Source organism: Roseateles sp. GW821-FHT09H10, assembly GCF_059415865.1.
Map to the genome: position 1 here is coordinate 1348820 of NZ_JBWKOB010000002.1, position 24309 is coordinate 1373128.

Below are 24309 nucleotides of genomic sequence, written 5' to 3' on the forward strand. Positions count from 1 at the left end.
AGCAAGGATCAGGCCGGATCGGGGCAAAAAAACAGGGGCAGGCCCTTGGCTCCGCCCCCGGCAAACGCCGCCGACACCTCACAGCGGCGGCGTGGAGATCAGGTCGGTGCTCAGGCGGTGCTGCTGGCCGTCGAACCGGGCACGGCGCCCAGTTCGCCGGATTCGCGGGCCTTCTTGCCGTAGACCAGTTCGAACACCGGGCTGGCCATCATGGTCGTGATGACGGCCATCAGCACCAGCATGGAGAACAGGGCCGGGCCGATGATGCCCTTCTGCAGGCCGATGTTGATGATGATGAGCTCCATCAGGCCGCGCGAGTTCATCAGCGCGCCGATGCCCAGGGCGGTGCGGTTGTCCTCGCCGGCCATGCGGGCGGCCAGGTAGCAGGCGCCGAACTTGGCCAACACCGAGGCGGCCAGCACGCCCAGGGCGATCAGCAGCAGCTGGACCGAATTGATCATGTCCAGGCGCGTGTTCAGGCCCGAGTAGGTGAAGAACATCGGCAACAGCAGGATCACGGTCAGCGGTTCGACCTTCTTCTTCAGCTCGGCGGCGAACAGGCCGCGCGGCATGACGGCGCCGAGGATGAAGCCGCCGAAGATGGCGTGAATGCCGACGGCGTCCATGATGAAGGCCGAGGTGCAGAAGGCGATCAGCGTGATGCCCAGCACCGTGTTGCTCATCTGGCCTTCACGCTCGACCCTGCGGCCCAGCGGTGCCAGCAGCTTGCGGCCGAAGATCATCACGAAGGCCGCCCAGAGGGCGCCGCCGCCGATGGCCAGCACCGCCACGCCGGGGCCGGCGCCAAAGGCCGCCAGCACCAGGGCCAGCACGCACCAGGACACGGCATCGTCGAAGGCGCCGGCCGTCAGCGACAGCGTGCCGAGCGAGGTGTTGGCCAGGCCGCGCTCATTGATGATGCGGGCCAGCATGGGGAAGGCCGTCAGCGCGATGCAGGCGCCCATGAACAGCGTCGCGTTGGCCGTCGAGATGCCCTCGGCGAACAGCCCTGGCACCTGCAGCAGCAGCGGCGTGATCAGGAAGGCGATGAAGAAGGGCGCCGCGATGCCGGAGATGGACACGCCGATGGCGCTCTTGGCCTTGGTGGCGAAGTGGTCCAGGCGCAGCGTCGTGCCGACCAGGAACATGTACAGGCCCACGCCCAGCTGCGCGCCGGTGTAGAGCACGTTCTTCATCTCCTTGGGGAAGATGGCCGCCTGGATGTCGGGCGCCAGCATGCCGAACAGCGACGGGCCGAGGACCACGCCGGCAATCATTTCGCCCACCACCTGGGGCTGGGCCAGGAACTTGGAGCCCAGCCAGCCGACCACGCGGCAGGCCAGGATGATGATCCCGAGCTGCAGGAAGAAATGGACGCTGAAGTCCGTCGGTGAATAGGTCTGGGCGACCGCGGGTGCCGCGGCGCCATGCTTGGCGAACACGTCGCCCAGGATGGCAAGAAGGTCGAATTCCATGGCTGTTCCTCGTCGTTTTTCTATCGCTGTCCCTGAGCCGCGTCGCGGTTTTGTACAGCGTTGTCTGCCGTTTTCTGTGAAAGCGCATTCACTGCTGGAAACACTTTGCCAGCCGGGTTTCTGATGTCCATTGGGTCGAGCAGCTCAGAGCCTATGTACCTACATCCCGATTGCGGAGTTGAAGGTACGTAGGTACATTCCAGGCACGATGAAGCTCCTCACCAGCCGCGAGTTCAACCGGGATGTCAGCCTCGCCAAGCGGGCCGCCCAGGTCGAGCCGGTGCTGATCACCGACCGCGGCCAGCCCACCCATGTCTTGATGAGCATCGGCGAGTACCGCCGCCTGACGGGGGAGGGCGAAAGCATCTTGGAGCTGCTGGCCATGCCCGAGAGCGTGGCCATCGACGCGGCCGATGCCGCGGCCGACGGCGCCTGGGATCACCGGGAGAACCTCTGATGTTCCTGCTGGATACGGGCATCGTGCTGGAGCTGCGCAAGGCCAAGGCCGACCAGTCCGACGCCGGCCTGGCGGCCTGGGCCGCCGGCCTGCCGCGCCAGAAGCTCTTCATCTCGGCGCTGAACCTGCTGGAGATCGAGAACGCCGCCGCCCGCCTGGGCCGCAAGGACCGCGCCGCCGGCCTGGTCGTGCGGGACTGGATCGACAACCGGGTGCTGCCGGCCTTCGAAGGCCGCGTGTTGCCGGTGGATGCGGCCGTCGTGCGCCGCCGCGCCCAACTGCCCTATGCCAACACCCGCGACGGCCTGCTCGCCGCCACGGCGCTGGAACATGGCCTGACCTTCGTGACCCACCGCGTCTCGGCCTTCCGCGTCGGCCGCGTCAAGCTGCTCAACCCCTCCGGCTATGTCGCCCAGCCCAGCGAGGAGGACGAAGACTGGAGCCACGGCGCACAGCAGACCGGCCACCAGTGGCTGAAGAACCTCTATACGAGAGCATGAACAAGCGACGCATCCTCATCGTGGGCGGCGGCACCGCAGGCTGGTTGACCGCCGCCTACCTGGCCAAGGCCCTGAAGCTGTCCGAGCGCAGCCATCTTGAAGTGACCGTGCTGGAGTCGCCCGACATCAGCAGCGTCGGTGTCGGCGAGGGCACCTTCCCCACCATCCGCAGCACGCTGCAGTTCCTCGGCATCGACGAGGCCCGCTTCATCCGCGAGACCTCGGCCACGCTGAAGCAGGGCATCCGCTTCGTGGACTGGGCCCAGACGCCCAGGGGCGGCCGGCAGCAGCAGTTCTTCCATCCCTTCGAGGCGCCCTTCTATGCCGAGGACCTCAACCTCGTGCCCTACTGGCTGCTGCAGGAAGAGGCCGGGCGCATGCCCTTCGCCGAGGCCATGACGCTGCAGGTGCGCGTGGCCGAGGCGCACCGCGCGCCCAAGCGCGCCGGCGAGGCGCCCTATGCGGCGCCGCTGAACTACGCCTATCACTTCGACGCGCTGAAGCTCGCCAAGCTGCTGTCCGCCCGCGCCCTCGAGCTGGGCGTGCGCCATGTCCAAGGCACGGTGACCGATGTCGTGCTGGACGCCAACGGCGCCATCTCGCATCTCGACACTGCCCAGGGGCGCTTCGACGCTGAGCTCTACCTCGACTGCACGGGTTTTCGCGCCGAGCTCATCGGCCGGGCCCTGGGCACGAGCGTCAAGTCCGTGCGCCACCAGCTCTTCGCCGACCGCGCCCTGGCCTGCAAGCTGCCGCTGGATGCCAATGCGGTCTTGGAGAGTTCCACCATCGCCACCGCCCACGAGGCCGGCTGGCTGTGGGAGATCGGCCTGAACGGCGCGCGCGGCATCGGCTGCGTCTACTCCAGCGACCACCTCAGCGACGACCGCGCCGCCGACATCCTGCGCGCCTACTGCGGCGCCGGCCAGGAAGACCTGGGGATGCGCAGCATTCCCTTCACGCCCGGCTATCGCGAGCAGCAGTGGGTCAAGAATTGCGTCGCAGTGGGCTTGTCAGCCGGCTTCCTGGAGCCGCTGGAGGCCACGGGCCTCGTGCTCATCGAGGCGGCCGTCGGCATGATCGCGGAGATGCTGCCGCACAGTGGCCCCATCCATGCGCCGGCGCGGCGCTTCAACGAGCTGATGACGGCCCGCTTCGACAACATCATCAACTTCCTGAAGCTGCACTACTGCGTCAGCCGGCGCGAGGAGCCCTTCTGGCGCGACAACGCCGTGGCCTCGACCATCCCCGACCGCCTCGCCGGCCTGCTGGAGGAATGGAAGCTGCGCCCGCCGGGCCGCTTCGACTTCGTGCTCGACACCGAGACCTTCGCCTTCTTCAACTACCAGTACATCCTCTACGGCATGGGCTTCGCCACCGACCTCAGTGCCGGCCGCGACGACTTCCCGCAGATCGAGGAGGCGAGCAAGCTGTTCGCCAAGATCCAGCGCTTTGCCGACCGCGCCATCGCCGACCTCCCGAGCCACCGGGCGCTGATCCAGCAGATCAATTCAGGCCGCTGAACGCCTGAAGTGGCGAGGGCGTGTCCAGCGGCCGCAGGCTCTTCTGCCACCAGCCCACATCGCGCCACTCGCCGTGCTTGAAGCCGACATGGCGGTAGACGCCCAGCGCCTCGAAGCCGACGGACTCGTGCAGGCCGACGCTGCCCGCGTTGGGCAGGGCGACGCCGGCAAAGGCCTGGAAATAGCCCAGCTCGGCCAGCAGCGGAAGCAGCCGGCCGTACAGCGCCCGGCCCACGCCCTGGCCGCGTGCGTCCTCTCGCACATAGACCGTCGTGTCCACTGACCACTGGTAGGCCGCGCGTTCGCGGTGCTTGCTCGCATAGGCATAGCCGCAGACAGCGCCGCTTGCGTCCTCGGCCACGAGCCAGGGCAGGCTGGCCAGGGTCTTCTCGATGCGCGAGCGCATCTCGGCCGCGTCGGGCGGCTCGGTCTCGAAGGAGATCGCCGTGTGCTGCACGATGGGGCCATAGATGGCGGCGACATCTGCGGCGTCGTCGGGCTTGGCGGTGCGGATCTTCAAGGTGAATCCTCGGTGGGTTTTGAGACGGAGCGCGCGGGCACGCGGATCAGCAGCAAAGCCGCGAGGCCGCTGAGGGCCAGCGCCGCGGACAACCACAGCACGCGGGTGCCGAACTGCGCCAGCAGCAGGCCGAACAGCCAGGGCGACAGCGCTTGCGCCAGGCGCGCCGGCAGCACCAGCAGGCCTTGCCGCTGGCCGTAGCCCTGGGCACCGAACAGCGCCAGCGGCAGCGTGCCCTTGGCGATGGTCAGGATGCCGTTGCCCGCCCCATGCAGCAGCGCGAAGGCGGCCACGGCCGGGGCGCCCAGCACGGCCAGCAGCGCCGCGCCCAGGGGATGCATCAGCGCCGCCGCGCGGGCCGAATGCAGCGGATGCAGATGGCGCAGCAAGCCAAACTCCATCAGCCGGCCGGCGACCTGGGCGGGGCCGACGAGGACGCTGACCAGGATGACCGCCGTGGAGGCCGCACCCACCTCCGCAAGCAGCCGCGGCAGGTGAGCCGCCATCGCGGTGCTGATGAACCAGCTCACCGCGAACACCCAGGCCAGCAGCGCCGCCGTCATTGCCGGCGGCTTGCGCTGTTCGCCCGCGGCCGCTTCGGCTCCTTGCGCGGTGGCGGGAACCGAGGCACGCGGCAGCCAGGCATTCAACGGCAGGCCGATGAGGAGATGCAAACCCGCCCAGGCCCAGCAGGCGCCGCGCCAGCCCCAGGCCTGCTCCAGTGCCGCCGTCAGCGGCCAGCCCACCGTGCTCGCAAAGCCCGCAATCAGCGTGATGCCGGTGATCGCGCTGCGCGAGTCCTGGCCGTACAGGCGCACCAGCGAAGCGAAGGCCGCCTCGTACAGGCCGCTGCCCATGGCCACGCCCATCACCAGCCAGGCCACGAACAGGCCGACCGGCCCGCCGGCCAGCGCCATGGCCGCCAGGCCGACGGCGAACAGGCCGCTCGTCGCCATCAGCACCGGCCGGCCACCCCAGCGGTCGATGCGCCGGCCCGAGTGCGGCCCCACCAGGGCCGACACGACCAGGGCTATCGAGAAGGCCGCGAACACGGTGGGCTCGTCCACGCCCAGCTCGGCCGCCATCGGTCGCGCCAGCAGGGCCGGCAGGTAGTAGGACGAGGCCCAGGCCAGGGTCTGGGCGGTGCCCAGCGAGGCAACGACGCGCGTGCGGCTGGCGGGCATCGTCAGCCGCAGCAGCGCTTGGCCGCCACCGCCTCGGGCGCCGGCTTCGGCCCGCAGCTGCTGGGCCCGCAGCCGCGCTTGGGCGGGACTTCAGCGGCCGCAAGGGCCACAGCTTCGGGCGCCGGTCCGCAGCAGCCGGTGGCTGCGCCTTCGGCTGGCGGACTGACCGAGCAGACACCCGTCTGCGGCAACTCCAGCTCGACGCGATCCGCCGCCGCCAGGTCACCCGCGATGGCCGCAACAACGGAGCGAGCCTGTTCGAAGCCCGTGGCCATCAGGAAGGTCGGCGCGCGGCCATAACTCTTCACGCCGACGGTGTAGAAGCCAGGCTCGGGATGGGCGAGCTCGCGGTGGCCATGCGGGCGCACCGTGCCGCAGCTGTGCAGATTGGGGTCGATCAACGGGCCCAGCGCCTCGTTGGACTCCAGCCAGGGATCGAGCTTCAGCCGCAGCTCGCTGGCGAGGGACAGATCGGGCCGCTGGCCGGTCGCGCAGACGATCTCGTCCATGCCTTCGGCGATGACGGGCTGCTGCTTCGCGTCCAGGCCGTGCACGCGCAATTGCTCGCCGGTGCGCTCGATGCGCGTGATGCGCAGGCCGCCGAAGAACTCCAGGGCGCCACCATTGCGCAGCCGGCGCAGCGAGGCGCCCAGGGCCCCACGGGCCGGCAATGCATCGGCATCGCCACCTCCGAACACGCGCTGCAGGGCGGGGGAGCGGACGGCCCATGCCAGTTGCGTGCCGGGCGATTGCTTCGCCAGTTCGGCCAGGGCCAGCAGCGCGTTGGCAGCGGAATGTCCAGCCCCGACGACCAGCGTGCGCTTGCCTTCGTAGCGGTTGCGCAAAGCGCCGGCCACGTCGGGGATGCCATAGAAGATGCGGTCGCGCGCTTCGGCCTCGCCAATGGCCTGCAGGCCGTTGGCGCCGACGGGATTGGGCTGGTTCCAGGTGCCCGTCGCGTCGATGACGGCGCGGGCGCGCAGCTCCTGCACCTCGCCGTGCTGCTCGAAGCGGACGAGGAAGGCCGCCTTGTCGCGGCCGGCGCTCTTGACCTTGTCCAAGCCCTCGCGGCTCACCGCCAGCACGCGGGCGCCCAGCTTGATGAACGGTGCGACCTGCGGCAGCGCGGCGAAGGGTTGCAGCACGCGGTCCGCGACCTCACCGGCACGCGGCAACTCGGCCGCGGGCGGCGCCGTCCAAGTGGTCGGCGCCAGCAAGCGCGCCATGGCGTGGTCCACGTCGTATTGCCAGGGCGAGAAGAGCTGCACATGGCCGTAGTCGCGCAGATTGGCGCCGACCTGCGTCCCGGCCTCCAGCGCGACGAAGGGCAGACCGCGCTCGACGAGCTGGGCCACGGCGGCCAAGCCCACAGGGCCCGCACCGAGCACGGCCACGGGCAAGCCGGCATCGGCGACCGGTGTTTCGCGCAGCGTCAGTGCCATCAGCGCGGCGCAGGCCGGGCAGGCGCCCTGGAACTCGGCCGAGGCCTTGAGCGCGGGCGGCACGTCCTCGATCTTCATGCGCTTGAAGCCGTACTGCGCGAAGTATTCCGGTGCGGTGACCGTCAGCAGATAGAGGGCCGCGATGTCGCGCGAGCGGGCCTCGTGCAGCAGCCGCTCGACGAGCAGCCGGCCAATGCCTTGCTTGTGCAAGCCGGGCGCAACCGCCACCGAGCGCAACAGCGCGACGCTGCCATAGACCTCGGCGCCGGCACAGCCGACGACCTCGCCATTGCTGATGGCCAGCAGATAGGTGGGCAGATGCGCCTGGGCGCCTTCGGTCGGCAGCTTGTTGGCCAGCAGCAGGGATTCAACGGCGGGCCAGTCGGCCGCGCCGGCTTGGCGCAGCGCCATGGAAGAGTTCAGCAACATGGTTTGGAGTCCTGGGTGGGCTCCTTCAAGCTTTCAGTCGAGGGCGGCAGGCAGCAGGTGGCGGCCGGGTCTTCGCGCAAGGCCTTCAGGAGGGTCAGCAATGAGGTTTCGACGGCATCGCGTTGGCGCGGGCTCAAGGAGGCCAGCAGCGTCTCGGCGTGCTCATCGAGGGTCTTGTTCAGCTCAGCGACGGTGCGTTCGCCGTCGGCGGTGAGCGTGACGAGCCAGCTCCTTGCGTCTTGCGGGTTCGGCTCCTTGCTCACCAGCCCACGGGCTGCCATGGCCTCCACGGCACGCGACACCCAGCTCTTCTCCAGGCTGACCCGCGTGCCCAGCTCCGACAGCGGCAGCGGCCCGGAGCGGCCCAGTTCGGTCAGCAGATGGCACTGCGTGCTGGTGGTGCGGCAGCAGTCGGCCACGACGCGCTGGGCGCGGGTGTACATGCGGGCGACTTCGCGCAGCAGGCTGCCGGCGCTGGATTCGGTCATTTGGATGTGTATAGCAACTATCTGGGCGCATGATCTCGGTGGCCGCTCTGGTTGTCAATAGCAACTATCTGGGTTGAAGAAGCGGGGCCGCAGCCCCGCAGGTCCGGGTGTCAGGTGGCTGTTGTCGTTGAAGCCGCTTGGCGGGGCGAGGGCCGGCGGTCCGCCAGCGCGCGATCCACGGCCACGGCCAGCGCCGCACCGACCAGCTCGGCCGCGACAAAGCCGGGCGCACTGGGGGGCGCGATGCCGGCAAAGCTGTCGCTGAACATGCGGCCGAAGACGGCTGCGGGGTTGGCGAACGACGTGGATGCGGTGAACCAGTAGGCGGCGCCGATATAGGCCGCCACCATGGCCGAGGCCCGGCCGGCCGGCGCGCGCAGGATGACCAGCAGCAGGCCGAAGGTCGCCACACCCTCGGCGCTCCACTGGCCGCTGCCGCTGCGCAGCTGGGTCGAGAACTGCAGGATGCTCATGTCGAACATCGCATGCGCCAGCCAGGCGCCCAGCATGGCGCCGATGAGCTGCACGGCGACATAGGGCAGCAGCGCGGCCACCGGCAGCTCGCCACGCCAGGCCATGACGGCGCTGACGGCAGGGTTGAAGTGGGCGCCGCTGATGGGGCCGAAGACCTCGATGAGGATGTAGAGGCCACCCACCGTCGCCAGCGTGTTGGCCAGCAGCGCGATGGCGACATTGCCGCCGGACAGGCGCTCCGCCATGACGCCGGAGCCGATGACCACGGTCAGCAGCAGGGCCGTGCCGAGCAGCTCGGCGAGGAGCTTGCGAGAGGGCTTCATCGCGTCAGCTCTTGGCAATGTCGGCCAGGGCCTGCTGCAGCTCGGCCTTGCCCATCGTGGCCAGGGGCAGCTGCAGCAACTGCAGCATGCGATAGCCGATGGCCTGGCGTGTCAGCTCGAAGGCGCGCCGCTTGCCTTCGTCGCCGCCTTCGGCATTGGAGGGGTCCGGATAGCCCCAGTGCATCTTGACGGGTTGGCCCCCTTGTTCACCGGCGCCGAAGAACACCGGGCATTGCTCGGCCGCCGCGCTGTCGCAGACGGTGATGACGATGGACAGCGGCGGCGCGCCGTCCTGGCTGAACCGGTCCCAGCTCTTGCTGTAGCAGCCGCTGGTATCGACGCCCGCGTTCTGCAGCGCTTCGACGGCGAAGGGGTTGATGCGGCCGCTGGGCGCGCTGCCGGCACTGTGGGCCTGCACGTCCTTGCCGAGCTTGCCGGCCCAGTGGTTGAGCATGCCCTCGCCGAGGACGCTGCGGGCGGAGTTGTGGGTGCAGAGGATGAGGACGTGGACGGTCATGGTGCGCTCAGCAGCAGGAGGTGTTGGCGGCACCGGGCACGGCGCAGGCGGCGCCCTGGCAGCAGTTCTCGGTCAGATAGCCCAGCAGTGCGTTCATCTGCGTGTAGTGGGCGCGGTAGATCAGGTTGCGGCTGGCGCGCTCCTGCGTCACCAGGCCGGCGTTGACCAGCTCCTTCAGGTGGAAGGACAGCGTGGCCGGCGCCACGCCCAGGCCTTCCTGCATGGCGCCGGGCGTCAGGCCCGCGTCGCCGACGACGACGAGGGCGCGGAACACCTGCAGGCGCATGGGCTGGGCCAGGGCGGCCAGGGCTTTGACGACGGCTTGTTCATCCATGATTCCATTATTATCGAATCATAGATCGAAGCGCAAGCACTCACCCGGGCGGGCGGAGTCGTGGCTGCGGGTTCTCGAACTGCCGCGCCACGAAGCGCCAGACCATGCGCGAGGCATCCGGCCCCTTGGCGTCGCTGAAGCGCTGGCGCGCCGCGCCGCCACTCCAGGCGTGGCCCAGGCGGTCGACCTGCACCAGCGTTGCGACCAGCTGGCTGGCGCGCTTGAAGTGGGTCACCGTCATCGGGTAGCGCGCGCCGCGCTTCTGGGCCTGCGGCTCGCCTTCGCGGGCGCCCGCCGCCTCCGACCACATCAGCGCCGCCGCGCCGGCGTTGCGCGCCGACACGACGCCGTCCGCCTCGCCATGGATGACCATCAGCGGCGGCCAATCCTCGCCCACCGCGCGCAGCAGCGGTTGGCGCCGCCCTTGCATGGCGACCACGGCCGATACCGGGGACTTCGCCGCGCCGGGCGGCACCCCGGAATGCATGACCAGGGCCTTGAAGCGCCGCGGGTAGCGCGTGGCCAGCAGGGCCGCCATGCTGGCGCCGGCCGACAGCCCGGCCACGGCGGTGCGCTCGCGGTCGGCCGCGTACAGCATGCAGACCTGGTCGATGGCCTTCATGATCCAGGCCGCCTCGTTGAAGGCGCGACCCGACTGGGTGTCGAACCAGTTCCAGCAGCCCTGGGCATTGCACAGCCGCGGCTGCTCGGGATAGAGCACGAGAAAGCGCTCGCGCGTCGCGACGGCATTCATGCGCGTGCTGGCCGCGAAGCTCTTGGCGTCCTGGTGGCAGCCATGCAGCATGACGAGCAGGGGCAGGCGCTCGCCGAAGCGCACGCCGGCGGGCCGGAACAGGTAGTAGCGGCGCGGGCCGTCGGCGGCCATCACCAGCCCCATCAGCCAGCTGCCCGCGCCGGCCGGCGGCCGGTGGCGCTCACGCAGCGGCTGGGTGGCCTGCCGGAACAGGTCGGCGTTGCGGTTCAGCAGCGCCGACCAGGACGGTGACTTCATCGGCATTCGGGGTGATCGGGGTCTTGTGAGCAGTCGACCTGCTCCAGCTCGGACGGGTCTGGATGCTCGCGCAGCGCGGCGTTCAGCTGGTCGATCTGCACGCACCAGTCGCCATCGTCGGCATGCCATTGCTCGCGGATGAAGGCCACCTGGCTGGGCGTCCAGAAGGGCGCCTCGGACAGGTTCAGCGTCTGCGGCAGCGGACGATGGCGGCGGATGAACTGCCGGATCTCGGCCGGCGAATCCGGCAGGCCGAGCTGGCTGAACAAGGCGGGCATGTCGTGGTGGGTGGTGGTGTCCATGGCGCTCCTCTCACGGGCGGTCGGTGGTGTGCAGAACTTAGATGGCGCCGCCGTCGCGTGGTGTCAGCCGACACCCCGTCGCGTCGCCTGTCAGCCGAGGCCCACAGACCCCGCTGCCACCCGCTGACAGACGGGCGGCGCCTGCGCGCCTACGGTCGTGGGATTGAAGACTGCTGGAGGTCGTGATGACCTGGAACGATTTCATCGAAAGAGTGCAAGCCGCCTGGCCCGACGTGGGCTGGACCGAAGTCCTGCCGGCCCTGCTGGCCGGCGCCCTGACCATCCTCGTCATCAAGCTGGGCCTGCGCTTTGTCGTGCAAAGGCTGCGCAGGCTGTCCCAGCGCACCAGCAGCTCGCTGGACGACGGACTCGTCAGCGTGCTGGAGCGCACCAATGGCGCGCTGATCTGGATCGTCGGTCTGCTGGTGGGTCTCAACATGCTGCCGCTGGAGGATCGCTGGCATGACCGCGTGTCCCAGCTGTGGTTTGCCGTCGTGGCCCTGCAGCTCGGCCTGTGGGCCCAGCAGGCCGTGGCCCAGGTGCTGAGCGCCCAGCAGAAGAAGCATGGCGGCACCGCGGCGCTGTCGGCCTCGGCCACGCTGCTGAGCTGGGGCCTGCGCGGCGCGCTGTGGGTCGTCGTGGTGCTGGCCGTGCTGTCCAACCTCGGCGTCAACATCACGGCCTTCGTCGCCTCGCTCGGCATCGGCGGCATTGCGCTGGCGCTTGCCGTGCAGAACATCCTCAGCGACCTGTTCGCGTCCCTCGCCATCGCCGTGGACAAGCCCTTCGAGGTGGGCGACTCCATCACCGTCGGCGACGTCACCGGCACGGTGGAGCGCGTGGGCCTGAAGACGACGCGCATCCGCAGCCTGGGCGGCGAGCAGATCGTCATGTCCAACGCCGAACTGCTCAAGCGCACGGTGGCCAACTTCAAGCGCCTGCAGACGCGCCGCGTGGCCTTCAACTTCGGCATCACGGCCGACGCCTCGGCCGACGATGCCGCTGCCGTGCCGCCCCTGGTCAAGACCCTCATCGAGGCCGACCCCAAGCTCGAACTCGTGCGCGCCCACTTCAAGGGCTTTGGCGAGAGCTCGCTGAACTTCGAGGTGGTCTACCGCGTCAACGACCCCAGCTACGACGTCTACATGGACCACCAGCAGATGCTGAACCTGGCCCTGATGCGCGAACTGGAGCAGCGCGGCATCCGCCTCGCCTTCACGAGCAACACCGTCAACGTCGTCGGCCTGCAGGCCCAGGCCGACGCGGCCCCGGCGCGCACCGCGCCGCAACGAAAGGGCGCCGCGCCGGATGCGCCCGACATCGTGCCCGCAGCCGCGGGTTGATCCGTGCTGCACAGCGTCGCCGCCGGTGCCGAGCTGCTGACGGCGGCGGCCGCCCTGCTGGTGCTGGTGGCCATCGCCGGCGCCCTCTACACCCACCGCTTCGGCCTGTCGCACCTGCTGGTCTTCATGGGCGTGGGCATGCTGGCGGGCGTGGACGGGCCGCTGGGCGTTCCCTTCGACAACCATTGGCTCGCCGTCAACGTCGGCAACCTGGCCCTGGCGCTCATCCTCTTCGACGGCGGCCTGCGCACGCGCTGGGACGACGTGCGCCGCGGCATGCTGCCGGCCAGCCTGCTGGCCACCGTGGGCGTGGCGGTCACGGCCCTGCTGGTCGCGGGCATCGCCCATGGGCTGCTGGGCATGCGCTGGATCGAGGGCCTGCTGCTGGGCGCCGCCGTGGCGGCGACCGATGCCTCCGCGGTGTTCGCGCAGTTCAGCGCCAGCCGCCTGAAGCTGGAGCCGCGCCTGGCCGCCACCATCGAGGTGGAGTCGGCCATGAACGACCCCATGGCCATGGTGCTGACGCTCGGGCTCATCGCCTGGCTGACGCCGCTGGCCGGCGGCACCGAGGTGGCCGGCGTGGGCGACCTGCTGCGCCTGCTGGCCGAGCAGCTCGGCCTGGGCCTGGTGCTGGGCTTGGCCGGTGGCCTGCTGGCCGCCTGGTGGGTGGCGCGCCTGCCCATCACCGACGACCACGACGGCCTGGCGGCCCTGCTGATGATGGCCCTGGCATTCCTGCTCTTCGCCGCCACCAACCGCTGCGGCGGCTCGGGCTTCCTGGCCGTCTATCTGGCCGGACTGCTGGTGCGCCACCGCGCCGAGCGCGTCGCCGTGCTGAGCCTGCCGGGGCTGAACGGCTACACCTGGCTGGCCCAGGCGGTGCTGTTCCTGCTGCTGGGCCTGCTGGTCACGCCCCACGAGGTCTGGCGCCTCATCGTCCCCGCCCTGGGAGTGGCGGCCGGCCTGATGTTCATCGCCCGGCCGGCCGCCGTCATGCTGTGCCTGGCGCCGCTGGGCTTTGGCTGGCGCCAGCAGTGCTTCGTGGCCTGGTCGGGCCTGCGCGGCGCCGTGCCCATCGTGCTGGCCACCTACCCGGTGCTGGCCGGCCTGCCGGACGGCTGGCGCTTCTTCGACGTGGCCTTCGTCGTCGTGCTGCTGTCCCTGCTGGTGCAGGGGCCGACGCTGGCACCGCTGGCGCGCCGCCTGGGCCTGGACAGATCGAAGGACTAGGGCGCCGGCATCAGCAGGTTGGCGTCGCGCGCCAGCCGCCAGCGGCCCTCGTCCTTGCGCAGCAGCGTCAGCGTGTGGCCGTCGCGGCGGGTCGCCGGCGAGCCATCGGGCGGCGTGGCGGTCACGCTGAGGCGGCTGCGCATGAAGGCCCAGTCGCCCATCAGCTGGATCTCCAGGATCTCGCTGTGCGCGTCGATGCGCGGCGCCCGGCCGCGGGTCTGGGCTTCGGCGGCCTTGCCGAAATCGGTGCGGGTCATGGGGGCGCGACCTGGGGTCAGGAAGACGGCGTCGGCCGTCATCAGGCCCAGCACGGTAGCGACATCGCCGGCGCGCGTCGCGTCCATCCACGTCGCAACCAGGTCGCGGATGGCTTGTTCATCGTTCATTCACCGACCTTACCGCGCCCGACGGCAGCCGCTGTATCAGGTTGTGCCGGCCAGCGAGTCCGCCTGGGTGACGAGGGCGCCGGGGGCGACGCTGCGCGTCAGCCAGACATTGCCGCCGATGACGGCGCCGCGGCCGATGGTGACGCGGCCCAGCACGGTGGCGCCGGCATAGATGACGGCCTCGTCCTCGACGATGGGGTGGCGCGGCTGGCCCTTGACGAGGTTGCCGTCGCCGTCGGTGGGGAAGCTCTTGGCCCCCAGCGTGACGTTCTGGTAGATGCGCACGCGCTCCCCCAGGATGGCGGTCTCGCCGATGACGACGCCGGTGCCGTGGTCGATGAAGCAGCCGCTGCCGATGGTGGCGCCGGGGTGGATGTCGATGCCGGTGTCGGCATGGGCCAGCTCGGCGATGACGCGGGCGATCAGCGGCAGGCCGAGCTTGTAGAGCTCATGGGCCAGGCGATGGCTGATGAGGGCGCGCAGGCCCGGGTAGCACAGCAGCACCTCGTCGACGCTGCGCGCGGCCGGGTCGCCCTGGTAGGCGGCGAGCACGTCGCTGTCCAGCAGCACGCGCACGCCGGGCAGGGTGCGCAGGAAGCGGGTGGCCAGCTCGGCGGCGTCCTGGCCGGGCGTATCGTCGCCGCGTTGGCGCGCGTCATGGCGCAGCTCGAGCGCGGCCTGCTGGCGCAGCGTCGCCATCGCCGTGCCCAGGGTGTGGCCGACGTAGAAGTCTTCGTTCTCGGGCTGCAGCGTCGGCGGGCCCAGGCGCATCGGGAAGAGGGCGCCCGACAGGCACTGCACCATGGCCGCCAGCAGTTCGCGCGACGGCAGCTCGCGGCCGTCGCCGCCGCGGCGGTGGGCCTCGCGCCATTGCCTGCGTGCGCCGCGCAGGGCCTCGACGACGGCGGTCAGTTCATCGCCAGGCGCGGGTGTCGACGTGGGGGCGGGGGCTGGGCTCATGGGTTCCAAGTATAGAAATCCACTTCCGCCAGAGGGCCCTTCCGCCGAGAGCCAGCACCGCCGTCACGGCCATCATGGCCGCCAGATGCACCGCCACGGCGGCCAGTGCCAGCACGAGCGAGCCTGAGGCCGTGATCTCGCGCGCGGGCGACGCGCTCAGGCACAGCGGCACGAGGGCCGGCACCAGCATCAGCCCGCTGCCATGGGCGCTGGCCACCAGACAGGACCACAGCGCCAGGCCGCAGCGGCGGCGGCGCAGCCAGAGCGCGACCAGCAGCAGCGCCGCGCAAGCCCATTGCAGGGGCGTGCCGCCGGTCGACAGGCCGAGGGCGACCAGCAGCGCGACACCGCCGACCGCCGCCGCATGGCCCAGCGACACCGCCAGCAGGGCGCGGCCGGCATGGCTCGAGCACGCCACCAGGCCCCAGCCGGTGGCGGGATTGAGGCCGTGCAGCGCACCCGCCAGCGCCACCATCAGCCAGGGCCACAGGCTGGCCATGCTCAGGTCTTGGCGCCGCCGCAGCAGGCGGCCGGCGCGGGCGCCTGCGACTCATAGCGGTCGTGATGGCGCACCCACTCCATCGTGTAGCTCAAGCCGGCCTCGTGGCGGCCCTTGGGCGTGAGGTCGATGAGGCGGTAGGTCCCCATCATCACTTCCACGCCGCGGCCGAAGGTCGAGTAGGTGTGGAATACCTGGCCGGCCTCGTCCTTGCAGAAGATGCTGATGCCGGGCGCCTCCTGCTGCGGGAAGGGCGTCATGTGGAAGTTGTAATAGACCGCGCCGTCGACGCGGTCGGCCGGCGTGAAGCTGACGTGGAAGTCGCGGTTGAAGTCGTTGCCGCTGGCCGAGGCCCAGGCGAACTGCCAGCCCATGCGGCGCTTGAAGGCCTCGATCTCGGCCAGCGGCGCGCTCGAGACGGCCAGCAGGGCGATGTCGCGCTGGGCCAGATGGGGCGCCATGCCGTCGAGATGGTCGGCCATGAAGGAGCAGCTCTTGCAGCCCTGCTCCCAGCCGGGGGCGAGCATGAAGTGCTGCACCAGCAGCTGGCGCCGGCCCTGGAAGAGCTCGCTCAGGCGGCGCGGGCCGGCGGGCGTGTCGAAGACATAGGCTTCATCGTCCAGGCGCACCCAGGGCAGGGCGCGGCGCTCGGCGGCGAGGCTGTCTTGCTGACGGGTCAGCTCCTTCTCGCGGGCGAGCAGGGCCTTGCGTTCGGCGATCCAGCGGTCGCGGGTGACGACGGGGTGGGGTGTCGGTGCATTCATGATGGAGCTCCGTGGGTTGAGAAGGCAATGCAGCGGCTCCACCCGGGCTCGGGTGGGGTTCTGCTCAGAGGGAAATCAGCGCTGCCTGGGCCGGCGCACGGCTCGAACTTTTCCGCTGCGTCCGCCGCCGGCGTAGAAGAGATCGGCGCCGTCGGACTCGAGGCCGCTGACGCCGGTGCCGGCCGGCATCCGCAGGCTTTGCAGCACGCTGCCGTCGGCGGGATCGATGCGGCGGATCTCGCTGTCGTCGTCCTCCCAGGTGCCGTGCCAGAGCTCGCCATCCACCCAGGTCACGCCGGTGACGAAGCGGTTGGTCTCGATGCTGCGCCGGATGGCGCCGGTGGCGGGGTCGATCTGGTGGATCTTGCGGGCGCGGTAGTGGCCCACCCACAGGCTGCCCTCGGCCCAGGCCAGGCCCGAGTCGCCGCCCTGGCCGGGCGCGGGGATGGAGGCGACGACCTCGCCGCTGGACGGGTCGATCTTGTCGATGCGCGCTTCGGCCAGCTGGTAGAGGTAGCGGCCGTCGAAGGCCGTGCCGGCGTCGCAGGGGCGGGCGAGGCGCTGGCGCGTCTCGCCGCTGGCGGGGTCGAAGGCGACCAGGGCTTCGCCCGTGGCGGCCCAGACGCGTTCGCCGTCATGCGTGATGCCGGCGATGTTGTGGCCCTCGAAGGGGCCGTATTCACGGACGATCTCGGCGGGCTGGCTGGTTGTGGAGGTCTGGGTGGTCATCGTGTTGCTCCTGGCGATGTCGCAACCTTAGCCAAGCGGCAGCGCGGCGGGGAGTAACAAGATCGTCGTGAATCCGGTCAGCGGCGGCGCCAGCCAGCGCCGCGCGCGCGTCTGGCCGACGGCGCGCACCCGGCCCGCCGCCTCCAGTTCGGCCAGCTCGCGCTGCACATGGCGCTGGCTGGCGCCCAGCGCGAGCGCCAGCGCCGAGGTGGACCAGGCGGCGCCATCGGACAACAGGGCCAGCAGCTCGCTGGCCTCGCCTTCCATGGGTGGTGCGAGCACGGCCACGTCCGGCGCACGCAGGGCAAAGCCGCGCGGCGTGGCCTCGATGCCGGCGACCGGCTTGACCAGGGCGCGCAGCCGGCCGATCTCGACCCGCAGCCGGGCGCGGTGGGTCTCGTCGACCTCGCGCAGCCGAAAGGCGCGCTCGATCAACACGTCGCGCTCGGCCTCGCCCGGCCAGGCCTCGGCCAGCACGCGCAGCACGGTGAACAGGATGGGGCGGCGCGCCATGTCCAGGGCCCAGTGGCCGGCGCGCAGGCCATGGCGGCAGGCGTCGACGACCAGGCTGCCCGAGTCCCTCAGCGTCGCCACGTCCTGCAGGCGCAGCGGCCGCCATTCACCGGCCAGCAGCCGGCGCGCGGCGGTGTGGTCCAGGGTCGCGGCCGCATCGCCGACCTCGGCCTGCAGGGCCGGCACGCCGCTGCGCACGGCCGCCTCACGGGCGCGCGCGAGGGCGCCGCGCACCTCGGCCAGGCGCAGCGAGCGCAGGGCCAGCTCGGCCGTGGCCAGGGCCGCGACAGCGGCGGGCAGGGGCGGCAGGGCCTGGCCCTCGAGCGGCGCCAGCAGCGCGGCCGCGGCATCGAGTCGGCCCAGCAGCAGCAGCTGGCGTGCCGCGATGAGGCGGGCCTGCAGTGCGTTGCTGCGGTCGCCGTGGGCCTCCAGGGTGGCCATGGCGGCCTCCAGCGCGCGGGGCGCCGCGCTGAAGTCGCGCAGGGCCAGCGCCACCTCGGCCTCGGCAACGACGCAGCGAGCCCGCGCCAGCGCCTCGTGCCGGCCAAAGGCCTGGCCGGCGCGCTTCAGCAGCTCGCGGGCGCGGGCCAGCTCGCCGAGCTGGGCCATGGCGATGCCGCGCAGGGCCAGGGCCGGCGGGTCTTCGCGCAACGCCACGCGCTTGAGGGCGGCCAGCGCGTCGCCGGCGGCCAGGGCGCGGGCGGCGGCGGAGATCAGCGAGTCCATGGGCCGGACTGTGCCAGTCCATGGCCTGATACAGCACGCCGCACATGGGCCCGCGCTGTAGCTTCACGCCAGGGTGGTCAGCCGCTGCAATGGCGCCATGAACGAATTGCTGCCCCTGCTGGCCTATTGCGCATTGATGTCCGGCACGCCGGGGCCCAACAACATGATGCTGGTGGCCAATGGCGCGCACTACGGCTACCGGCGCACCCTGCCCGCCATCCTGGGCATCAACACCGGCGGCGCGGTGCAGACCTTTGTCACCTGCATGGGCCTCGGCGCGCTGTTTGTCGCCTGGCCGGTGCTGCATGAGGCGCTCAAGCTCGCCGGCACCCTCTACATGCTGTGGCTGGCCTGGAAGCTGGCGGTGGCGCCGGCGGCCAGCGACCGGCCGCCCGAGCGCCTGAGGTTCTCGCAGGCGGCCCTCTTCCAGGCCGTGAATCCCAAGAGCTGGGTGAAGGCCGTGACCATCGCTTCGGTCTTCATGCCGGCGCAGTGGAGCGTGGCCTCGGGCGCCCTCATCGTCAGCCTGGTCGGCGCCGTCATCGGCTTTCCCTGCATCTCGATGTGGGCCCTGTTCGGCGTGGGCATCGGCCGCTTCCTGTCCAGCCCGGCCCGGCGGCGGGTGTTCAATACGGTCATGGCCGTCTCCCTTGCCGTGTTGGCTCTGCTGCTGTTGCGCTGATGTTTTCCCTGGACCGCGACTCTTCCCTCCCGCTGGCCGACCAGATCGAGCAGCGCCTGCACGCCTTGATCGCCAGCCATCAGCTGCCGCCTGGCGCGCGGCTGAACTCCATCCGCCAGCTGGCGGGCCGCCTGAGCGTCAGCCCCAATACCGTCGTCGTCGCCTACGACCGGCTGGTGGCTGCCGGCCTCATCGATTCGCGCGGCACGGCGGGCTTCTTCGTCGCCGAGGGGCCGGCCGATGCCATGCCCGACGCGGCCCGCGTGGAGGCCGGCGAGGAGCAGGAGGCCGTCTGGCTGGCCCAGCAGGCCAATGACCAGCGCTCCGGCGTGCTGCTGGCCAGCAGCGGCGCCCTGCCGGCCACCTGGCTGGAGGAGGCCATTCCCGCCGCCGCCGTGCAGCGCGGCCTGGCGCGGGCCCATGCCGGCATGGCCTCGCGCTGCCCGCCGCAAGGACTGCCGGAGCTGCGCGAGCGCATCGCGACGCTGCTGCGCGGCCAGGGCGTGGCGGTGGACGCGGGCCGCATCCTGACCACCTATGGCGGCACCCAGGCCATCGATCTGATCTGCCGTGCCTTCCTGCGCCCGGGAGATTCGGTCGCCGTCGAGACGCCGGGCTATTTCCTGCTCTTCGATCGCCTGCGCCAGGCCGGCGTCCACATCGTGCCCATCCCGCGCCGGCCCGATGGCATCGATCTTGAAGCGCTGGACGAAGCCTGCACCCGACACCGCCCGCGCCTGCTCTTCATCCAGAGCGTGCTGCACAACCCGACCGGCTGGGGCAGCACGGCGGCCAATCTGCACCGCGTGCTGATGCTGGCCCAGCGCCACGACTTCCTCATCGCCGAGGACGATGTGCAGGGCCATTTCCATCCCGGCGCACCGACGCGGCTGGCCCAGCTGTCGGGCCTGGAGCGCGTCATCTATTACTCCAGCGTCTGCAAGGCCATGAGCCCGGCGCTGCGCCTGGGCTATATGGCCGCCGAACCGGGGCTGCTGCGTGCGCTGATGCGCGAGAAGATCGTCTCGGTGCTGACGACCTCGGCGCTGAACGAATATGTGCTGCTGGAAGTGCTGGCCGCCGGCCGCTGGCGCAAGCACCTGGACCGGCTGCAGCAGAGGCTCGCCGTGGCGCGCGGCCAGGCCACCCAGCAGCTGCGCCAGGCCGGCGTGCTGCTGGAGCACCCGGGCGAGGGCGGCCTCTTCCTGTGGGGTGCGCTGCCGGCCGGCGTCGATGTGGACAGCGTCGTCAAGGAGGCCTTCCGCGCCGGCATCCTGCTCGTGCGCGGCGCCACCTTCGCGGCCGATGGCGCGCGCGACCCGCACATCCGCTTCAACGTGGCCTTCAGCCAGCAGCCGCGGCTGTCGCAGTTCCTGCAGGAGCAGCTCAGCGCCGCCGGCAGCGCCCTGCGCGCCGTGGAGCGCGCTCGCAGCCGCGTCAGCTGACGCTCACCGCATCGCCCACGCGGATGGCGCCGCCTTCGAGGATGCGCGCCGTCATGCCGCCGTGGCCGCGCATGGCCGCATAGCCGCCCGGGCCGATGACCTCCTCCATGCGCGAGCAGGGCGCGCAGGGGCCGACGATCTCGATCAGGGCGTCGCCAACGCGCACCTTCTGGTTCTTCAGCGTCAGCAGGTTGATGCCGGAGATGACGAGATTGCGGCGCAGGTCGACCGGGTCTATGGGGCCGCTGCGTGCAAAGGTCGCGATCAGCGGCAGATGCTCCAGCTGGATCAGCGTGACCTGGCGGGTCGACAGCTCGGCCTCGCCGCGCTGGCCCAGCCTGTCGTCGGCCAGTCCGATGCCGGCCAGGGCCGTGGTGTGCGCTATTGCACGCGCGCGGTCGCGCGGCGCGCCGCGCACGACGATGGTCTCGACACGGCCCTGGATGTGGGCCGGCGGCGTCATGAGGTCGCGCAGGGTTTTCATGGAAACACATCAGCCCGGCCAGGGCCCTCAAAGTTCACGGACGCCCGCCGCAGCGCCGTCAAGCCGCGGGTCATCTCGGTCGAAGATGGCTTCATTGCTGGAGTGTCTGCCGTGCCGCGTCGTCTTGTTGCCGTATTCGCCCTTGTCGCTGCCGCGCTGTCGCAGACCGCCCAGGCCACCGAGCTGACGCCGCTGGAAATGCGCTGGCTGCAGGGCATTGCGCCCGTCGTCGGCCACGCCCGCCAGACGCTGGGCCTGCCGCTGGACATCGTCGTCCAGCCCCAGGACGCGCCCGGCGTCGCACCGCTGGCCCTGGGCTTCGTCGATGGCCGCTGCAAGCTGGTGCTGTCGATGCGCGGCAACCCCGAGGGGCAGCGCCAGATCGACGCCCTGACGCCCGAACTGCGCGCCCCGGCCCTGGAACTGATGGCCGCCCATGAACTGGGCCACTGCCGCCGCTACCTCGACGGTGCCTGGCACGGCGTGCCGGCCGGGTTCGTCGCCGCCAAAGCGCCCGCCGGCCTCGCGCCGGACCTGCAGCAGGCCTGGCTGGACATGCGCTCCACCCGCCGCGAGGAGGCCTATGGCGACCTCGTCGGCCTGGCCTGGGCCCAGGCCCGCCACGCGGGGCTGTATGCCAAGCTGCACGCCTGGCTGGTCGCCGAACGCTCGGCGGAACTGGTGCCCGGCAGCCACCACGACACGCTGGACTGGCTGGCCCTGGCCCGCAACCCGGCCGTGCTCGAAGGCCGCACGATGTTCGAGGCCGCCGACCGCGTCTGGGCGCACGGCCTCAGGGACTGAGGCCAAAAAAGCCCAGCGACCCGGAGGCCGCTGGGTGGGAAGGCCTGGGTGTGCACCCCACACCTGGCAACTGCTTGGCCGGCATCATACTGGTGTTTTGTACAGCATCTTGAATGGCCTGAAGCGTGGCGGAGTCCTCATGCTTGAGGACGGACCACCCGATCCGGGCCTCGCCAGCCGCGGGCACCGCCGCTAAAACTGTGACTCGAAGTTGCAGTCGGGGACGCCATGAATGCTCAACATGCTTTCGTATCGCTGCTGATGCTGGCCGCGCTGGTCGGGCTGGCCTTCCTGGGCCTGTCCTTCGGCCACGCGCTCAAGCACGACGACCTGACCCTGTGGGGGCAGCACCCGCTGTTCGGCTCGGGCATGGCCTCGGTGATCACGGCCCTGCTGGGCGGCGGCCTCGCCTTCGGCCTGCGCGGGCGCGGCCAGTAAGGTCGCCCTAGCCGGCCATCATGGCGGTGTAGCGCCGCTGCATCTCCGCGGGCTCCAGCTTCTCGATCGAATGGCCCAGCAGCCAGGCGTGGCCGAAAGGGTCACGCAGCCGGCAGGAGCGTTCGCCGTAGAACTGGTCGGTGGGCGGCATCAGCACCGTCGCCCCGGCCGCCACCGCGCGCTCGGCCATGGTGTCGGCGTTGTCGACGTGGAGATGGATGGTGCAGCCGGTGAACTGGTCGCCTTGCGGCCCCACCATGCCGTACTCCGGGAACTCGTCGCAGACCATCAGCACCACCGGGCCGAGCTGCAGCTCGACATGGCCGATGCGGCCCGAGGGCTCGACGAGCCGAAAGATTTCGGTGGCGCCGAAGGCCTGGGCGTAGAAGGCGACCGCGGCCTCGGCGTCGCGCACCATCAGATACGGGAACACTTCGTGGATCTCGCTCATGACAACCTCTGTCTGCTGAATGCGGCAACTGGCCGCGAGGACCGCAGGCTAGGTGGGGGCGCGGGCGGCGTATTGGATATTTTTTCAGCGCGTCAGCGCCACATGGGTCGGCTGATCGGCCTGCACGGGCGCGTAGGCGCCGGGGGCCATGCCGGCCAGCTGCCGGAACTCGCGGATCAGGTGGGACTGATCGAAGTAGCCGGCGCCCGCGGCGATCTGCGCCCAGTCGCGCGGCCCGCAGCGCACCAGCGACGGCAGCAGCATGCCGAAGCGCAGCACGCGCGCATAGCGCTTGGGCGTGAGTCCCACGGCCTGCTCGAAGCGGCGGATGAACTGCGCGGGTGAGCAGCCGCTGTCGCGCTGCACGGGCTGCACCCGCGCGCCGGCCGGGTCGCGCCGGAAGGCCTCGATGGCGAAGGCCGCCAGCGGGTCGGGTGGTGGGTTGCCCCTCAGCCGCCGCTGCAGAAAGTCGTCCAGCAGCTGCAATGCGAGCTGCGGCGACCGCGCGGCCTGCAGCCGTTCGCGCAGCTCGAGGGCGGCGGGGCCCCAGACGTCTTCGAGCAACTCGGTGCGGTTGCGCAACTCGGGCAGGGCACCGCCGAAGAAGGCCGCCGCGCCGCCGGGCTTGAAGTGCACGCCCACCACGGCCGACGGCCCTTCGGTGCCGCGCACGCCGAGGCGGTCCGAGGCGCCCTGGACGATGGCGCCGTGCAGCCGCCGGGCCTGCGTGGCCTGCTCGTGCTCGTAGCGGACCAGGTGGTCCTGCAGCAGCGGCACGACGATGTCGGCGCAACCGGTCGGCAGGCTGCGCTCGCGGGTGTGCGGCAGGGCGCCGCGCTGGCTGAACCAGAGACAGTCGATGTAGGGGATGAGCTGCGAGGAAGGGCGTTGCCGCAAGAGCATGGGAGGCTTGTAGAGCGGATGCGGGCCGGACGCAAGCGCGCTTGTATCCAGCGATCGCCCACTCTATACTGAACTCTATGGTTCAGTATTCATCCGGACTCGACGCCTCCTTCGCCGCGCTGTCCGACGCAACCCGGCGCGGCGTGATCGAGCAGCTGTGGCGCCAGGACGCCTCGATCACCGAACTGGCCGAGCGCTTCCAGATGACGCTGACGGGCATGAAGAAGCATGTCGGCGTGCTGGAGCAGGCGGGGCTGGTCGTCACCGAGAAGGTGGGGCGCGTGCGCACCTGCCGCTTGGGACAGGGCGCGCTGGACGAGGAGTGGGCCTGGCTGGCGCGCTACCGCAGCGTGTGGACGGCGCGCTTCGATGCGCTGGACAAGGTCGTCGAGGAACTGAAACGCAAGGAGAGAGAAGATGGTCGAAGGAAGTGAGCCCACGGGCGCGAAGCATCCCACCTCGGTGGAACGCAAGTCGGACCGCGAAGTGGTGGTCAGGCGCATCTTCGACGCGCCCGCGCGCCTGGTGTTCGAGGCCTGGACGCGGCCCGATCTGTTCAAGCAGTGGTGGGTGCCGAAGTCGATAGGCCTGGTGCTGTTGTCCCTGGAGCAGGACGTGCGCGTGGGCGGCGGCTACCGCCTCGTGTTCGACCTCGGTGACTCGAAGACGATGGCCTTCTTCGGCAAGTACATCGAGGTGACGCCGCCGTCGCGCCTGTCCTGGACGAACGAGGAAAGCGATGACGGCGCCGTGACCACCGTCACCTTCGAAGAGAAGGACGGCCAGACCCATCTGACCTTCTCCGAGCTCTACCCGACCCAGGAAGCCCTCGACCGCAACATCGGGAGCACCGAGGGGCTGCCCGAGCAGTTCGCGCAGCTGGACGCGTTGCTGCAGACGCTCGTCTGACGGCGGCAAGCGCCTTGGCGAGGGCATGGCTGGGGGCTGGGTGGACCGTTTCGATACATTGAC

Annotated in this window: 30 protein-coding genes; 11 read left to right on the forward strand and 19 right to left on the reverse strand. The window is 70.6% G+C overall.

Annotated features, from left to right (window positions below; all coding sequences use genetic code 11):
• Nucleotides 1-110: 110 nt before the first annotated feature.
• Nucleotides 111-1475 (reverse strand): cation:proton antiporter, encoded by a 1365-nt coding sequence (locus AC07OY_RS14315; protein WP_495043265.1) that lies wholly within the window; start codon nucleotides 1473-1475, stop codon nucleotides 111-113.
• 208 nt (nucleotides 1476-1683) lie between these two features.
• On the opposite strand from AC07OY_RS14315, the gene AC07OY_RS14320 reads away from it, so the two are divergent.
• From AC07OY_RS14320 to AC07OY_RS14330, 3 genes are read left to right on the forward strand one after another with little or no spacing between them, the layout of a single operon-like run.
• Nucleotides 1684-1932 (forward strand): type II toxin-antitoxin system Phd/YefM family antitoxin, encoded by a 249-nt coding sequence (locus AC07OY_RS14320; RefSeq protein WP_495043266.1) that lies wholly within the window; start codon nucleotides 1684-1686, stop codon nucleotides 1930-1932.
• The gene (locus AC07OY_RS14325; protein ID WP_495043267.1) at nucleotides 1932-2432 is read left to right on the forward strand and encodes a PIN domain-containing protein; all 501 of its coding nucleotides are present in this window, start codon (nucleotides 1932-1934) and stop codon (nucleotides 2430-2432) included. The genes AC07OY_RS14320 and AC07OY_RS14325 overlap by 1 nt, the downstream gene beginning before the upstream one ends.
• Entirely contained in the window at nucleotides 2429-3955 is a 1527-nt protein-coding gene (locus AC07OY_RS14330) for a tryptophan halogenase family protein (RefSeq protein ID WP_495043268.1), read from the forward strand. Before AC07OY_RS14325 ends, AC07OY_RS14330 begins: the two co-directional genes overlap by 4 nt.
• On the opposite strand, the gene AC07OY_RS14335 is transcribed toward AC07OY_RS14330, so the two are convergent.
• From AC07OY_RS14335 to AC07OY_RS14375, 9 genes are all read right to left on the reverse strand, one after another.
• Complete coding sequence (locus tag AC07OY_RS14335) at nucleotides 3939-4475, reverse strand: arsinothricin resistance N-acetyltransferase ArsN1 family B (RefSeq protein WP_495043269.1); 537 nt, start codon at nucleotides 4473-4475, stop codon at nucleotides 3939-3941. The genes AC07OY_RS14330 and AC07OY_RS14335 overlap by 17 nt on opposite strands.
• Nucleotides 4472-5659: an MFS transporter gene (locus AC07OY_RS14340; RefSeq protein WP_495043270.1), complete on the reverse strand. Its 1188-nt coding sequence runs from the start codon at nucleotides 5657-5659 to the stop codon at nucleotides 4472-4474. The genes AC07OY_RS14335 and AC07OY_RS14340 overlap by 4 nt, the downstream gene beginning before the upstream one ends.
• A 2-nt stretch (nucleotides 5660-5661) precedes the next feature.
• Nucleotides 5662-7530, reverse strand: coding sequence for an arsenic resistance N-acetyltransferase ArsN2 (gene arsN2, locus AC07OY_RS14345; RefSeq protein WP_495043271.1), 1869 nt, complete (start codon nucleotides 7528-7530; stop codon nucleotides 5662-5664).
• Entirely contained in the window at nucleotides 7521-8018 is a 498-nt protein-coding gene (locus AC07OY_RS14350) for a MarR family winged helix-turn-helix transcriptional regulator (protein ID WP_495043272.1), read from the reverse strand. Before AC07OY_RS14350 ends, arsN2 begins: the two co-directional genes overlap by 10 nt.
• Nucleotides 8019-8128: 110 nt before the next feature.
• Nucleotides 8129-8815, reverse strand: a complete 687-nt coding sequence (locus AC07OY_RS14355) for an aquaporin (RefSeq protein WP_495043273.1) — start codon at nucleotides 8813-8815, stop codon at nucleotides 8129-8131.
• Between the two features lie 4 nt (nucleotides 8816-8819).
• On the reverse strand, nucleotides 8820-9332 hold the full coding sequence (locus AC07OY_RS14360) for an arsenate reductase ArsC (protein ID WP_495043274.1): 513 nt from the start codon (nucleotides 9330-9332) through the stop codon (nucleotides 8820-8822).
• Nucleotides 9333-9339: 7 nt separating this feature from the next.
• Nucleotides 9340-9666 (reverse strand): ArsR/SmtB family transcription factor, encoded by a 327-nt coding sequence (locus AC07OY_RS14365; protein ID WP_495043275.1) that lies wholly within the window; start codon nucleotides 9664-9666, stop codon nucleotides 9340-9342.
• Between the two features lie 40 nt (nucleotides 9667-9706).
• Entirely contained in the window at nucleotides 9707-10678 is a 972-nt protein-coding gene (locus tag AC07OY_RS14370; protein ID WP_495043276.1) for an extracellular catalytic domain type 1 short-chain-length polyhydroxyalkanoate depolymerase, read from the reverse strand.
• Nucleotides 10675-10980, reverse strand: coding sequence for a DUF2789 domain-containing protein (locus tag AC07OY_RS14375; RefSeq protein WP_495043277.1), 306 nt, complete (start codon nucleotides 10978-10980; stop codon nucleotides 10675-10677). The genes AC07OY_RS14370 and AC07OY_RS14375 overlap by 4 nt, the downstream gene beginning before the upstream one ends.
• Before the next feature lie 185 nt (nucleotides 10981-11165).
• Here AC07OY_RS14375 and AC07OY_RS14380 point away from each other — a divergent pair, with 185 nt between their 5' ends.
• On the forward strand, nucleotides 11166-12323 hold the full coding sequence (locus tag AC07OY_RS14380; protein WP_495043278.1) for a mechanosensitive ion channel family protein: 1158 nt from the start codon (nucleotides 11166-11168) through the stop codon (nucleotides 12321-12323).
• 3 nt (nucleotides 12324-12326) lie between these two features.
• Nucleotides 12327-13553 carry a potassium/proton antiporter gene (locus AC07OY_RS14385; RefSeq protein ID WP_495043279.1) on the forward strand — a complete coding sequence of 409 codons (1227 nt, stop codon included), beginning with the start codon at nucleotides 12327-12329 and terminating at the stop codon, nucleotides 13551-13553.
• Here AC07OY_RS14385 and AC07OY_RS14390 read toward each other — a convergent pair.
• The 6 genes from AC07OY_RS14390 to AC07OY_RS14415 form a co-directional block, all read right to left on the reverse strand.
• Nucleotides 13550-13939: a YybH family protein gene (locus AC07OY_RS14390; protein ID WP_495043280.1), complete on the reverse strand. Its 390-nt coding sequence runs from the start codon at nucleotides 13937-13939 to the stop codon at nucleotides 13550-13552. The two genes, AC07OY_RS14385 and AC07OY_RS14390, sit on opposite strands and share 4 nt — an antisense overlap.
• Before the next feature lie 36 nt (nucleotides 13940-13975).
• Nucleotides 13976-14899: a serine O-acetyltransferase EpsC gene (epsC, locus tag AC07OY_RS14395; protein WP_495043281.1), complete on the reverse strand. Its 924-nt coding sequence runs from the start codon at nucleotides 14897-14899 to the stop codon at nucleotides 13976-13978.
• Nucleotides 14853-15398 (reverse strand): hypothetical protein, encoded by a 546-nt coding sequence (locus tag AC07OY_RS14400; RefSeq protein WP_495043282.1) that lies wholly within the window; start codon nucleotides 15396-15398, stop codon nucleotides 14853-14855. Before AC07OY_RS14400 ends, epsC begins: the two co-directional genes overlap by 47 nt.
• Nucleotides 15399-15400: 2 nt before the next feature.
• Nucleotides 15401-16162 (reverse strand): DUF899 domain-containing protein, encoded by a 762-nt coding sequence (locus AC07OY_RS14405; protein ID WP_495043283.1) that lies wholly within the window; start codon nucleotides 16160-16162, stop codon nucleotides 15401-15403.
• A gap of 75 nt (nucleotides 16163-16237) precedes the next feature.
• The gene (locus AC07OY_RS14410) at nucleotides 16238-16891 is read right to left on the reverse strand and encodes a Vgb family protein (RefSeq protein WP_495043284.1); all 654 of its coding nucleotides are present in this window, start codon (nucleotides 16889-16891) and stop codon (nucleotides 16238-16240) included.
• A gap of 27 nt (nucleotides 16892-16918) precedes the next feature.
• Nucleotides 16919-18130 (reverse strand): helix-turn-helix domain-containing protein, encoded by a 1212-nt coding sequence (locus AC07OY_RS14415; RefSeq protein WP_495043285.1) that lies wholly within the window; start codon nucleotides 18128-18130, stop codon nucleotides 16919-16921.
• Nucleotides 18131-18227: 97 nt separating this feature from the next.
• Between AC07OY_RS14415 and AC07OY_RS14420 the strand changes: the two genes are divergently transcribed.
• Together AC07OY_RS14420 and AC07OY_RS14425 are read left to right on the forward strand one after the other, a co-directional pair.
• Nucleotides 18228-18812 (forward strand): LysE family translocator, encoded by a 585-nt coding sequence (locus tag AC07OY_RS14420; protein ID WP_495043286.1) that lies wholly within the window; start codon nucleotides 18228-18230, stop codon nucleotides 18810-18812.
• Nucleotides 18812-20257 (forward strand): aminotransferase-like domain-containing protein, encoded by a 1446-nt coding sequence (locus AC07OY_RS14425; protein ID WP_495043287.1) that lies wholly within the window; start codon nucleotides 18812-18814, stop codon nucleotides 20255-20257. The genes AC07OY_RS14420 and AC07OY_RS14425 overlap by 1 nt, the downstream gene beginning before the upstream one ends.
• Here AC07OY_RS14425 and AC07OY_RS14430 read toward each other — a convergent pair.
• A complete protein-coding gene (locus AC07OY_RS14430) occupies nucleotides 20250-20741 on the reverse strand; it encodes an MOSC domain-containing protein (protein WP_495043288.1) in 492 nt (163 codons plus the stop codon). The two genes, AC07OY_RS14425 and AC07OY_RS14430, sit on opposite strands and share 8 nt — an antisense overlap.
• Nucleotides 20742-20852: 111 nt before the next feature.
• On the opposite strand from AC07OY_RS14430, the gene AC07OY_RS14435 reads away from it, so the two are divergent.
• Nucleotides 20853-21545: a hypothetical protein gene (locus AC07OY_RS14435; protein ID WP_495043289.1), complete on the forward strand. Its 693-nt coding sequence runs from the start codon at nucleotides 20853-20855 to the stop codon at nucleotides 21543-21545.
• A 228-nt stretch (nucleotides 21546-21773) separates the two neighbouring features.
• Nucleotides 21774-21983, forward strand: a complete 210-nt coding sequence (locus AC07OY_RS14440; RefSeq protein ID WP_495043290.1) for a hypothetical protein — start codon at nucleotides 21774-21776, stop codon at nucleotides 21981-21983.
• Nucleotides 21984-21990: 7 nt separating this feature from the next.
• Here the strand turns inward: AC07OY_RS14440 and AC07OY_RS14445 are convergent, their stop codons facing one another.
• Both AC07OY_RS14445 and AC07OY_RS14450 read right to left on the reverse strand, forming a co-directional pair.
• Nucleotides 21991-22434, reverse strand: a complete 444-nt coding sequence (locus AC07OY_RS14445) for a VOC family protein (protein ID WP_495043291.1) — start codon at nucleotides 22432-22434, stop codon at nucleotides 21991-21993.
• An 84-nt stretch (nucleotides 22435-22518) separates the two neighbouring features.
• Entirely contained in the window at nucleotides 22519-23337 is an 819-nt protein-coding gene (locus AC07OY_RS14450; protein WP_495043292.1) for an AraC family transcriptional regulator, read from the reverse strand.
• A 77-nt stretch (nucleotides 23338-23414) separates the two neighbouring features.
• Between AC07OY_RS14450 and AC07OY_RS14455 the strand changes: the two genes are divergently transcribed.
• Both AC07OY_RS14455 and AC07OY_RS14460 read left to right on the forward strand, forming a co-directional pair.
• Entirely contained in the window at nucleotides 23415-23771 is a 357-nt protein-coding gene (locus AC07OY_RS14455; RefSeq protein WP_495043293.1) for an ArsR/SmtB family transcription factor, read from the forward strand.
• Nucleotides 23755-24246, forward strand: a complete 492-nt coding sequence (locus AC07OY_RS14460; RefSeq protein WP_495043294.1) for an SRPBCC family protein — start codon at nucleotides 23755-23757, stop codon at nucleotides 24244-24246. The genes AC07OY_RS14455 and AC07OY_RS14460 overlap by 17 nt, the downstream gene beginning before the upstream one ends.
• Nucleotides 24247-24309 lie beyond the last annotated feature (63 nt).